Source organism: Geobacillus sp., assembly GCF_017515625.1.
Taxonomy (GTDB): Bacteria; Bacillota; Bacilli; order Bacillales; family Anoxybacillaceae; genus Geobacillus; species Geobacillus stearothermophilus.
This window is the reverse complement of the sequence record NZ_JAFWFM010000030.1, coordinates 1-11,089: the sequence shown is the minus strand read 5'-3', so window position 1 is coordinate 11,089 and position 11,089 is coordinate 1. Positions and strand designations below refer to the sequence as shown.

The 11,089-nt window shown below is 51.2% G+C and carries 10 protein-coding genes and 1 pseudogene; 5 read left to right on the top strand and 6 right to left on the bottom strand.

Features of this window, described 5'->3' with window-relative positions; genetic code table 11:
- Positions 1 to 462 precede the first annotated feature (462 nt).
- Genes qoxA through qoxD form a run of 4 tightly spaced genes read left to right on the top strand, consistent with a single transcriptional unit; the run spans position 463 to position 4,251 of the window.
- Positions 463 to 1,368 carry a cytochrome aa3 quinol oxidase subunit II gene (gene qoxA, locus IKE44_RS01890; protein WP_287464844.1) on the top strand — a complete coding sequence of 302 codons (906 nt, stop codon included), beginning with the start codon at positions 463 to 465 and terminating at the stop codon, positions 1,366 to 1,368.
- A gap of 17 nt (positions 1,369 to 1,385) precedes the next feature.
- The gene (qoxB, locus tag IKE44_RS01885) at positions 1,386 to 3,332 is read left to right on the top strand and encodes a cytochrome aa3 quinol oxidase subunit I (RefSeq protein WP_049625412.1); all 1,947 of its coding nucleotides are present in this window, start codon (positions 1,386 to 1,388) and stop codon (positions 3,330 to 3,332) included.
- A 3-nt stretch (positions 3,333 to 3,335) separates the two neighbouring features.
- Positions 3,336 to 3,950, top strand: a complete 615-nt coding sequence (gene qoxC, locus IKE44_RS01880) for a cytochrome aa3 quinol oxidase subunit III (protein WP_049625413.1) — start codon at positions 3,336 to 3,338, stop codon at positions 3,948 to 3,950.
- A 1-nt stretch (position 3,951) separates the two neighbouring features.
- A complete protein-coding gene (gene qoxD / locus IKE44_RS01875; RefSeq protein WP_011232920.1) occupies positions 3,952 to 4,251 on the top strand; it encodes a cytochrome aa3 quinol oxidase subunit IV in 300 nt (99 codons plus the stop codon).
- A gap of 186 nt (positions 4,252 to 4,437) precedes the next feature.
- Here qoxD and IKE44_RS01870 read toward each other — a convergent pair whose 3' ends face one another.
- From IKE44_RS01870 to IKE44_RS01860, 3 genes are all read right to left on the bottom strand, one after another.
- Positions 4,438 to 5,160 (bottom strand): amino acid ABC transporter ATP-binding protein, encoded by a 723-nt coding sequence (locus tag IKE44_RS01870; protein WP_011232919.1) that lies wholly within the window; start codon positions 5,158 to 5,160, stop codon positions 4,438 to 4,440.
- The gene (locus IKE44_RS01865) at positions 5,157 to 5,813 is read right to left on the bottom strand and encodes an amino acid ABC transporter permease (protein ID WP_049625414.1); all 657 of its coding nucleotides are present in this window, start codon (positions 5,811 to 5,813) and stop codon (positions 5,157 to 5,159) included. Before IKE44_RS01865 ends, IKE44_RS01870 begins: the two co-directional genes overlap by 4 nt.
- 68 nt (positions 5,814 to 5,881) lie before the next feature.
- On the bottom strand, positions 5,882 to 6,700 hold the full coding sequence (locus tag IKE44_RS01860) for a basic amino acid ABC transporter substrate-binding protein (protein ID WP_049625415.1): 819 nt from the start codon (positions 6,698 to 6,700) through the stop codon (positions 5,882 to 5,884).
- Between the two features lie 406 nt (positions 6,701 to 7,106).
- Here IKE44_RS01860 and putP point away from each other — a divergent pair, with 406 nt between their 5' ends.
- On the top strand, positions 7,107 to 8,564 hold the full coding sequence (putP, locus tag IKE44_RS01855; RefSeq protein WP_049625416.1) for a sodium/proline symporter PutP: 1,458 nt from the start codon (positions 7,107 to 7,109) through the stop codon (positions 8,562 to 8,564).
- Between the two features lie 317 nt (positions 8,565 to 8,881).
- Here the strand turns inward: putP and IKE44_RS01850 are convergent, their stop codons facing one another.
- The 3 genes and pseudogenes from IKE44_RS01850 to IKE44_RS01840 form a co-directional block, all read right to left on the bottom strand.
- Positions 8,882 to 9,739 (bottom strand): carbon-nitrogen hydrolase family protein, encoded by an 858-nt coding sequence (locus IKE44_RS01850; protein ID WP_049625417.1) that lies wholly within the window; start codon positions 9,737 to 9,739, stop codon positions 8,882 to 8,884.
- A 184-nt stretch (positions 9,740 to 9,923) separates the two neighbouring features.
- Positions 9,924 to 10,739, bottom strand: coding sequence for a pyridoxine/pyridoxal/pyridoxamine kinase (pdxK, locus tag IKE44_RS01845; RefSeq protein WP_049625419.1), 816 nt, complete (start codon positions 10,737 to 10,739; stop codon positions 9,924 to 9,926).
- 86 nt (positions 10,740 to 10,825) lie between these two features.
- Positions 10,826 to 11,089 (bottom strand): annotated as a pseudogene (locus tag IKE44_RS01840) (IS701 family transposase); the annotation flags it as partial.

Here is an 11,089-nt window from a genome sequence, read left to right as displayed (position 1 = left end):
GAGATGAATGTCGGTTGGCGTTAGCCAACGAATAGGATAGAATATGGCTAGAACGGACACCTTCGGAACGAAGGGAAGCGTAAAGGGTTCTTGTGTGTGGCTTACCGTTCAGCGAACACACACAAGTCGCTTGAAGCCCCCGCCTCTAAGCGAAGCGTAGGTGGTGGGTAGTTCACATACAAGAAACGGCCGGATTTTTTGGAACGTAGGAATCCGGCCGTTTTTTTGATGGCTTTTTCTTCCTTCAATCCCTTTTCCCATCAATATTTCCCTGAACGAGGAAAACAAGTGGCGATTTCTTGAACAATGATTGAACAGTTTGTGACAAATATTTTGCTGATTTATGAACTTTTGCGTGTGTTGGTTTCAAATATTTTCAACTTTGATATGGTAGAAAACAAATAAATTATTGGATGGAAGACGCCCTGGATATCGGGGACGGATAAAGGGGGATACAGAGCGATGAAACAGGCGATATGGCGCGTCATGTTAGCCTTGCCGTTTTTGCTTTTGCTTGGTGGTTGCGTCGAGCGCACAGCGGTGTTAAATCCGCAAGGGCCGGTGGCGCGCATGCAGTATGATTTGATCATGTGGTCTGTCGGCTTTATGTTGTTCATTATTGTTGTTGTATTTACGTTGTTTGCCGTTTTTCTCATTCGTTATCGCGAGAAGCCGGAAAATGCCGGCTATGAGCCGCCGGATGAGGAAGGAAACACGTTGCTTGAAGTCGTCTGGACGGCCATTCCGATTTTGATTGTCGCTGCGCTCGCTGTTCCAACAGTGAAGGCGACGTTTGCATTGGAAAAGCCGCCGACCGAGAACGTGAAACCGATCACGATTCATGTGACGGCGGCGAACTGGAAATGGATTTTCAGCTATCCGGAAGAAAACATTGAAACGGTCAACTACGTCCATATTCCGGCCGGTGTGCCGGTCAAATTCAAGCTCACGTCCGTCGGACCGATGAATTCGTTTTGGGTGCCGGAGCTAGGCGGACAAAAATATGCGATGGACGGCATGGAGACAGAGCTGATTTTACAAGCTGATAAACCAGGATCGTATATGGGGCGGAGCGCCAACTTTTCCGGGGAAAAGTTCGCCCATATGGAATTTGAGGTTGTCGCCCAAACGGGAACGGACTTCCGCAAATGGATAAATGAAGTGAAACAAACCGCCCCGAAGTTCGATGAGGAAAAATACACACAAATTTTAAAACCGGGGCTTGTTGGGCGAATGACGTTTTCGAACACCCACTTGCAATGGATTGACCATGCGAAACAGAACAGCCATCATGGAGATGGAAAGCCAATGAAAAATGACGATCAACATGATGAAACGATGACAAACGGTCACCATCATGGGGAGTAGGAAAGGAGGAGCGAAAGATGAAATGGAGCGAGTTTTTCGTAACCGGAGAGCCGCTCATTTACGCGGCTGATGTCGCGATCGTTTTAACGATAATCGGCATTGTGTTCGTCTTGACGTATTTTAAAAAATGGAAATGGCTGTGGAACGAATGGCTCACTACCGTCGACCATAAAAAAATCGGCGTCATGTACATTATTTGCGCAGTTTTGATGCTCTTCCGCGGCGGCGTTGATGCGCTTTTGATGCGGGCGCAGCTGACCGCGCCGAACATGAAGTTTCTTGACGCGCAACATTATAATGAAATATTTACGACGCACGGGACGATTATGATCTTGTTTATGGCGATGCCGTTCATCATCGGTTTGATGAACATTGTCGTTCCGCTGCAAATTGGGGCGCGCGACGTCGCGTTTCCATATTTGAATGCGTTAAGCTTTTGGCTCTTTTTCTTCGGTGCGTTGCTGTTTAACATTTCATTCGTCATCGGCGGATCGCCGGACGCCGGTTGGACGGCGTACTTCCCGCTTGCCGGCAACGAATTCAGCCATGGCGTCGGCAACAACTATTACGCTGTCGCTTTACAAATTTCCGGGATCGGAACATTGATGACCGGGATCAACTTCCTTGTCACGATTTTAAAAATGCGTGCGCCGGGCATGACGTTGATGCGCATGCCGATGTTTACGTGGACGATTCTCATCACATGCGTGCTCATTATTTTCGCCTTCCCGGTGTTGACGGTCGCCTTGGCATTAATGACGTTCGACCGCGTATTTGGCACGCAATTTTTCACGATGGCCAACGGCGGCATGTCGATGCTCTGGGCGAACTTGTTCTGGATTTGGGGCCATCCGGAAGTGTATATCGTCATTTTGCCGTCGTTCGGCATTTTCTCGGAAGTGGTCAGCACGTTTGCGCAGAAACGGCTGTTCGGTTATAAGGCGATGGTCGGTTCGATCGTCGGCATTGCGTTTTTAAGCTTTATCGTTTGGGTGCACCACTTCTTTACGATGGGCGCAGGGCCGGCCGTGAACTCTGCCTTCTCGATCACGACGATGGCGATCGCGATCCCGACCGGGGTGAAAATTTTCAACTGGCTGTTTACGATCCGAAAAGGGAAAATTCGTTTTACAACCGCGATGCTTTGGTCGCTGGCGTTTATTCCGAACTTTGTCATCGGCGGCGTGACAGGCGTGATGCTGGCAATGGCCGCGGCCGATTATCAATACCATAACAGCTATTTTCTGATTGCCCATTTCCATTACGTGTTGATCGCGGGTACGGTGTTCGCCTGCTTTGCCGGTTTGCATTATTGGTATCCGAAAATGTTCGGCCATATCTTGAATGAACGGCTTGGCAAGTGGACGTTTTGGCTGTTTATGATCGGCTTTAACATCTGCTTCTTCCCGATGTATTTCCTAGGATTGATGGGGATGACGCGCCGCATGTACACGTACTCGGCTGGTCTCGGCTGGACGCCGCTCAACGTCGTCGCGACGGTCGGGGCGGTGTTGATGGGCATCGGGTTTATCGTGCTTTGTTACAACATTTATTACAGCGCCCGCTACGGCGAGCGCGACATGACCGGCGACCCGTGGAACGGACGGACGCTTGAGTGGGCGACCGCGTCGCCGCCGGTGCATTACAATTTCCCGGTGACGCCGGTTGTCGAAGATGTGGACGCGTATTGGGTGATGAAGAAAAAGTATGGCGGCTTCCACGTGAAAGAAGAAGACTTGAAGCCGATCCATATGCCAAGCAACTCAGGACGCCCGTTTTGGATGTCGGTGGCGTTTTTCGTCGCCGGGTTCGGCCTTGTGTTCAAGTGGTTTGCGTTGGCTATCGTTGGTGCGTTGTTCATTGTGCTTGGATTGATTCTCCGCTCATTTGAAGACGATGATGGCTACCATATTCCGGTTGACGAAATCAAACGGACGGAACGAGCGGTGCGGAAGGGGGCGTGACGAATGGGAGAAGCTGCACATCGCTATGAGGAAACGGTGCCGCTGGAGTATCGGACGCAAGAAAGTCGGTTGAACATATTGGGTTTCTGGATTTTCCTCGGGGCGGAAGTCGCGCTGTTTGCGACGCTGTTTGCGACATATCTCGTCTTGTTCCAACGGACCGGCTCGGGGCCGACGGCAGCGGAGCTGTTTGAGGTAAAAGACGTTTTGATCGAAACGTTGTTGCTGTTGACGAGCAGTTTCACATGTGGGTTGGCCATTTTTGAAATGCGCCGCGGCCGCATGAGCGGGCTGATCGCTTGGCTGCTCGTGACGCTTCTGCTTGGGTTGGGGTTTATTACGGTTGAAATTCGCGAGTTCATCCATTACGTCCATGAAGGAGCGACGATGCAGACGAGCGCATTTTTATCAAGCTTTTTCGTGCTCGTCGGCACGCACGGCGCCCACGTCAGTGTAGGGATTGGCTGGATGATTTTGATCATCATCCAGCTTCTCCAGCGCGGCTTTACGCCGAAAACAGCGCGCAAAGTGTTTATTGTCAGCTTGTACTGGCACTTTTTGGACGTCGTTTGGATTTTCATCTTCACGCTCGTCTATTTGTTAGGGATGGTGATCTAACATGGGCGCAAACAGCCATCGCGAATCATTTCCGTGGAAACATATTATTGGGTTTTTGTTGTCGCTCGTCTTGACGTTTGCGGCTCTTTGGGTGGCGCTCTCGTCTGGGCTGCCGCTTAAAGCCGTGATCGTCATCATCGTCTTGTTCGCGATCATCCAAGCGAGCTTGCAGCTGTTTCTATTCATGCACGTCAACGAAAGCGACAGCGGCAAAGTGCAAACGTTCAACATGGTATACAGCTTCTTTATTGCTGTTGTCGTTGTCGCCGGTTCGATTTGGGTGATGCAGTTTGTGTTGTAAAGCGAGGCTGGCCGGGGTTCGGCCGGCTTTTTATGTTCAGAAGGGCTTTTGTGGTGTCATAGATGCCTGAAATGGGGGAGCCGTTGACGGAACATTGAAGAGATGGAGAGGCAACGTGGTTGCATTATAGGGGGCATGATATGTGCCTAAAAAAGTCGTCTTGCCTCAAACAGGCAAGACGACGTTTTACAGCACTTTTGATAAAAACGCTTTCGTCCGCTCATGCTGCGGGTGGTCGAACAAGTCTTCCGGCTTCCCTTCCTCGACAATGTAGCCGCCGTCCATAAACAAGACGCGGTCGCCGACTTCACGGGCAAAGCCCATCTCGTGGGTGACGACGACCATCGTCATCCCTTCATTGGCCAGCTGCTTCATGACCGAGAGCACTTCCCCGACCATTTCCGGGTCAAGCGCTGACGTCGGCTCGTCAAACAGCATGATTTTCGGTTCCATGGCCAATGCCCGGGCGATGGCGACGCGCTGCGCCTGTCCACCGGAGAGGGAGTCCGGGTAGACGTGCGCTTTGTCTTGCAGCCCGACTTTGGCGAGCAGCTCCATCGCCTTCGCTTCCGCTTTTTCACGCGGCCATTTCCGCACTTTCATCGGTGCCAGCGTGATATTGTTCAGCACCGTCATATGCGGAAACAAGTTAAAGCGCTGGAACACCATTCCGACTTCTTCCCGCACTTTATTTAAGTTCGTGTCTTTCGCCTTTAAATTAATGCCGTCAATAATAATTTCACCTTCATCGAAATCCTCAAGCAAGTTTAAACAGCGTAAAAACGTCGATTTTCCCGACCCCGATGGGCCGATGACGACCACGACTTCTCCTTCGCGAATATGGACATCGATTCCTTTTAAAACTTGGAGCGAACCGAACGATTTTTTCAGCTGGCGTACGTCAATCATTGGGTCGAATACTTCCTTTCAAGATAGTGTGACAGTTTGCTTAACGAAAGCGTTAAGAGCAAATAGATGAACGCCACTGTTAAATACGGCTCCCAAACACGGTAATACTCACCCGCGGCCGATTTCCCCCAATACATGATTTCCGGGGCGGCGATGACCATCCCAAGCGACGAATCTTTAATTAAGACGATAAACTCGTTCGCAAACGGCGGAATCATTCGCTTTAACGCCTGCGGCAAAATAATGTAGCGCATCGCCTGCGCATGCGTCATCCCAAGCGAGCGGGCCGCTTCCATTTGCCCTTTGTCGATCGACTGGATGCCGGCGCGGAAAATCTCGGCCACATACGCGGCCGAGTTGAGCGACAGCGAGACGGCCAGGGAAGCGACGGCATTTGGCTGGGCGAAAAAGAGCGGCATGGCGCCGAAATGGACGAGCAAAATTTGCACGACAAGCGGCGTACCGCGGAAAAAGTTAATGTACCACGAAAACGGCAAACGAATAATCGGGTTGGACGACATTTTGCCAAGGCCGATGAACAGGCCGAGAATGAGGCCGAACACGATGCCGGCTAATGATACGCCGATCGTTACGAGCAGCCCTTTCCAAAAGTAAGGGGCGTATTCAACAATAATATCAAAACGAAAATCCATCGATCTCACCTTTCTCTAAGAAAAATGCGTAACTTGCGGGTAGTTACGCATTTTCTTTGTTCGCACGCTTATTGTTGTTTTAATCGATCAAGCTTCGGTTCTTTTCCAAACCATTTTTTATAGATTTCAGTGTATTTGCCGCTGTTGATGACGTTTTTTAATGCTTCGTCCACTTTTGCTTTCAATTCGCTGTTTTTTGGGAAGATCATACCATAATATTCTGAAGCGAAGTTTTTTGGATCCTCAATGACTTGCAGTTTTTTATTGGGATTGTTTTTCACGTATTCGTTTGCCACCGCGTTGTCCGTGATGACAGCATCAACACCGCCGTTTAGCAGTTCCATAATGGCAACAACACTCGTTTCGAATTTTTTAATATGATCGCCTTTGCCAAATAGCTTCTCCGCAGCTTCTTGACCGGTTGTCGCGTTTTGAACGCCGATCGTTTTCCCTTTTAAGTCAAGGGCGTTTTTCACCGGGCTGCCTTGTTTGACTAAGATGACTTGTGTTGCTTCAAAGTACGGAGCTGAGAAATCATAAGATTGTTTCCGTTCGTCCGTAATCGTAATGCCGGAAATGCCCATGTCGATTTCTTTGCTTTGCAGCGAAGCGAACAGCGGATCCCAGCCGATGTTTTTTAATTCATAATCCAAGCCGGCTTCTTTCATCACCGCATCCAAAAGGTCGGCGTCAAACCCAACAATTTTTCCTTTTTGCATATATTCAAATGGCGCAAACGCCGCGTCCGTCCCGACGGTGATTTTTTGCTTCCCTTCTTTTTCAGCGCCTGACGGAGAGCTTGTTTCTGTCGACTTGCCACAAGCGGCGAGCGCCATAAACAACGCAGCAACGACCGCTACGATCAAACCTTTCTTCATTTTTAACATCCTATAAAATCCCCCTTTGGAATCATTGTCGATGAACGATTATCATACTATCAATATTTTTGTTATTATGCAATAGGTTTTATAAAAATAATTGTTTGAACATTTTGGCACGCCGTATAAATGGGGAAAAGGCGCATTTTTCAATGTTTTTCGCCACATTAACTGAAGGGCATATGGCTAATATCATTTCGTGTGCATTTTTATAAAATAATTTTTTATGTATAAAAAGACATAAACGATTGATTTTGAATTTACAGAATATTATACCAGAAAGAGGGTAGAGTTGGCAAAGGTTTTGTCAATTTGTTTATTATAGAGGTATGGAAAAATAAATACTATTGTGTAAATACTATCAATTTCGTTATGATGAAAGTGGTGACAAGACAGTAGAGGAAGGAGAGCCCATATGGTTTTATTTTCCGTCATTGTGTATTTAGTCGGCATGCTTTGGATTGGCTATTGGGCGTATAAACGGACGTCCAATTTGTCTGATTATATGCTTGGCGGCCGGACGCTCGGACCGGCGGTGACGGCGCTCAGCGCCGGGGCTTCCGACATGAGCGGCTGGCTGCTCATGGGGCTGCCGGGGGCGATGTATGTCGATGGGGTGAGCGCCGCTTGGATCGTCATCGGCTTGACGCTTGGCGCTTATGCAAACTGGTTGTTTGTCGCGCCGCGCTTGCGCGTCTATACGGAAGTAGCGAACGACTCGATTACGATTCCGGAGTTTTTGGAAAACCGATTCGGGGATGCCACGAAATTGTTGCGAATGGTATCTGGGATTGTCATTATGGTCTTTTTTACGTTTTATGTCTCGTCCGGCCTCGTTTCGGGGGGCGTTCTGTTTGAAAACTCATTTGGTGTTAGCTACCATACGGGATTGTGGATCGTCGGCGGTGTTGTTGTCGCCTACACGCTGTTTGGCGGCTTTTTGGCCGTCAGCTGGACGGACTTTGTCCAAGGGACGATTATGTTCATCGCGTTGATTTTAGTGCCAGTCGTGACGCTGCTCCATACAGGCGGGCCAGTAGATACGATGGAGACGATCCGCGACATCGATCCCAACTTGTTGAACTTATGGAAAGGAACGAGTGTTCTTGGCATCATTTCGTTATTCGCCTGGGGGCTCGGGTATTTCGGCCAGCCGCACATTATCGTCCGCTTTATGGCCATTAAGTCGGTGAAAGAAATGAAAAGCGCCCGGCGCATCGGCATGGGCTGGATGATTTTCTCCGTTGTCGGAGCGATGTTGACGGGTCTTTTTGGAATCGCTTATTTTTCGCAGCGCGGCATGAAGCTTGATGATCCGGAAACGGTGTTTATTCAACTCGGACACATTTTGTTCCATCCGATTATTACTGGGTTTTTGCTGGCGGCGATTTTAGCCGCGATTATGAGCACGATCTCGTCACAGTTGCTCGTCACGTCGAGCTCGCTGACCGAAGACTTGTATAAAGTCGTGTTCCGCCGCGCGGCTTCGGATAAGGAGCTTGTCTTCGTCGGGCGTTTGTCGGTGCTCCTTGTCGCCATTGTCGCAACGGCGCTGGCGTACACGAAAAACGACACCATTTTAAACTTGGTCGGCTATGCGTGGGCTGGATTTGGCGCATCGTTTGGCCCCGTCATTTTGCTTAGCTTATGCTGGCGGCGGATGACGAAATGGGGGGCGCTCGCCGGCATGGTCGCTGGGGCGGCAACGGTCATTTTGTGGACGCAGTCGGAGTATTTGAAAGGGCTGTTGTATGAGATGATTCCGGGCTTCGCCGCGAGCCTCGCCGCTATTGTCGTCGTGAGCCTGTTGACGAAAGCGCCGGAAGGGAAAGTGGCGGAACAGTTTGATCAGTTTAAGAAATCGCTGTCATAAGCGAAATGAACAGGGTGTTCCTCGGTGGGGACACCCTGTTGTCATGATCGGCATTTTGTCCTTCATCATATAGGCGTTGTTGCGGCCTCGCAATTCGTCCGACCGCCTTACCGTGTCGCCGCGTCGCTATGCTGTTTCGGCTGGGCGATGGCAGTGTTGAGGCGGTGTCGCCATGATCAGCTTTAAGACGAGGCAAAGGGGTGCCGCACCCTGCTTTGGTTCGGATGCCAACACATGTCGCGGCGCCGCACCCTTTTAGTCCGGCCGCCGCCCCCCTTGGCACCTCCGCCCGGAGGCGGGGCGAAGGGCCGCCGCTGTTACGCCATCGTGTTCCAGTCTGGATACAGATCAGTGCGCCGGTCGCGCCATGTCGCGACCGATCCTTTTTCCCGCACTTTGCGAAGGAGCGACAAGTCAAGGTCAGCCGTAATGACCATGTCGCTGTTGATCTCGCCCGCCGCAAGGACGCCGCCTTGCGGGAACGGGATGTCGTTTGGCGTGATGACGGCCGCTTGGCCGAAATTGGCGCGCATAAAGTCGACCGTCGGAAGCGACCCGATCGTGCCGGTCGTGACGACATACACTTCGTTTTCGACCGCCCGCGCGTGGCAGCAATACCGTACACGATAAAACCCGTGCCGATCGTCGGTGCACGACGGACAGAAGATGACGTCCGCCCCTTTCGCGCGCGCCAGGCGAACGATTTCCGGAAACTCGATGTCATAGCACGTCAAAATAGCGATCGTCGCTTTGTCCGTTTCAAAGACGTGCAGTCCGTCACCCGGGGCGATGTTCCATTCGTTGGCCTCGGTCGGGGTGATGTGCAGCTTCGCTTGGCGATGGATCGTTCCGTCCGGCGCAAACAAGTGGGCGACATTGTACAGCTTGCCGTTTTCGCGGATGACATGCGTGCCGATCAAATACATGCCCGTGTCTTTGGCGAGCGACGTAAACAGCCCGCAATACGGCTCCGTGTAGTCCGGCAAGTCGTCGATCGCTGCTTGACGTCCGTCATCAAGTGGAATGGAAAGCAATTGGGTCGTGAAAAATTCTGGGAACAAGACAAACTCGGCGTCAAACTCTTGCGCTGTTTTGACGTAATGCGTCACTTGCGCGGCAAATTCGTCAAACGAACGGATCGTATGCAAATGATATTGGACAGCGGATACGCGCAATGGCGGCACTCTCCTTTCTCCATGTTGTCGCGGCGCATAATGCCTATTTGATTATGGCCAAGCCCGTCCTGTGCATCCATTTTTTAGGCATGGGCACGCCGGTTCTCTGTCTTGCAAAAGAAGCTAGCGCTATTGCTCCGGGAGCGGGCTGTCTTGTGAAAAAAGACAAGGATCGAAACGTGGCCTACTTTCCTTCATAGCGTCGGTACGCGCCGTGATGCGTCGGGCCGACGTATTCGTTTAACGGGAACGAATGGCGAATGGCGGCGGTGATGAACGCCTTGGCGGTGGCGATGGCGTCTTTCACCGGCCGGCCTTTTGCCAGTTCGGCGGCGATGGCGGCTGAGAACGTGCAGCCAGCGCCATGCGTATACGTCGTGTCGATCCGTTCCGATTCAAGCAGTTCGAACGTTTGGCCGTCATAAAGGACGTCAACCGCATAGTCGTGCGGAATTTTCCGTCCGCCTTTGACGATCACATATTGAGCTCCGAGCTCATGAATGCGTCCAGCCGCCTCTTTCATGTCTTCAACCGTTTCAATGCGCGGCAGGCCGGCTAGCTGCGCCGCCTCAAACAAGTTCGGCGTCACGACCGTTGCTTTTGGTACAAGCGTTTCCCGGTAGCACACCGTATTTTCCGGGTGGAGCGGCTCATCCGCCCCTTTGCACACCATAACTGGATCGACGACCGCATTTTTCAAACCATGCTTTTCAATCGTCCGCGCGGTCAGTTCAATGATGTCCGTCGTCGGCAACATCCCCGTTTTGAGAGCATCAACGCCGACGCCGACGATGATCGTCTCAAGCTGGGCTTCGATCGTTGCTAGGTCAACGGGGAACACTTGGTGCGCCCACCGGTTGTGCGGGTCCATGGCGACGATTGTCGTGATCGCCGTCATGCCGTAAACGCCAAGCTCTTGGAACGTTTTTAAGTCCGCCTGCAGCCCGGCGCCGCCGCTGCTGTCCGAGCCGGCGATCGTTAACGCTTTTGGCATCGTCATCATCATCACTCCTTTGCTTCATAACTGTAGATGAGCATTTTTCATTACAATAATTTCCATGGTTAGAGAGACAAACAGGGTACCCCTTACGCGATACGGAGCTGTTTTTTGATCACATCAATGGGAATATCTTGCTTTGCAGCGTCATAAATGAACTCGACGACGCTGTGGTCTTTCCGCGACCGAAGAAGCTCCAGCCCGGTGGAGAGATTTTGTCGGGATTCGGCGATGCTGTACACGCAGGAGAGCAGCACCACCGCCCAATACCGTTTCACCGCCCGAATGTGGCGAACGCGGTATCCATCCAGCTTCAGTTGATCTTTCGCCTGCCGGAAAAAGCACTCGATCGT

What these genes read in the sequence shown, in the direction of transcription:
- IKE44_RS01870 (WP_011232919.1), bottom strand. Translation starts at nt 5,160, where the DNA reads ATGATTGACGTACGCCAGCTGAAAAAATCGTTCGGTTCGCTCCAAGTT.
- pdxK (WP_049625419.1), bottom strand. Translation starts at nt 10,739, where the DNA reads ATGACGATGCCAAAAGCGTTAACGATCGCCGGCTCGGACAGCAGCGGC.
- putP (WP_049625416.1), top strand. Translation starts at nt 7,107, where the DNA reads ATGGTTTTATTTTCCGTCATTGTGTATTTAGTCGGCATGCTTTGGATT.
- qoxC (WP_049625413.1), top strand. Translation starts at nt 3,336, where the DNA reads ATGGGAGAAGCTGCACATCGCTATGAGGAAACGGTGCCGCTGGAGTAT.
- qoxD (WP_011232920.1), top strand. Translation starts at nt 3,952, where the DNA reads ATGGGCGCAAACAGCCATCGCGAATCATTTCCGTGGAAACATATTATT.
- IKE44_RS01860 (WP_049625415.1), bottom strand. Translation starts at nt 6,700, where the DNA reads ATGTTAAAAATGAAGAAAGGTTTGATCGTAGCGGTCGTTGCTGCGTTG.
- qoxB (WP_049625412.1), top strand. Translation starts at nt 1,386, where the DNA reads ATGAAATGGAGCGAGTTTTTCGTAACCGGAGAGCCGCTCATTTACGCG.
- IKE44_RS01865 (WP_049625414.1), bottom strand. Translation starts at nt 5,813, where the DNA reads ATGGATTTTCGTTTTGATATTATTGTTGAATACGCCCCTTACTTTTGG.
- qoxA (WP_287464844.1), top strand. Translation starts at nt 463, where the DNA reads ATGAAACAGGCGATATGGCGCGTCATGTTAGCCTTGCCGTTTTTGCTT.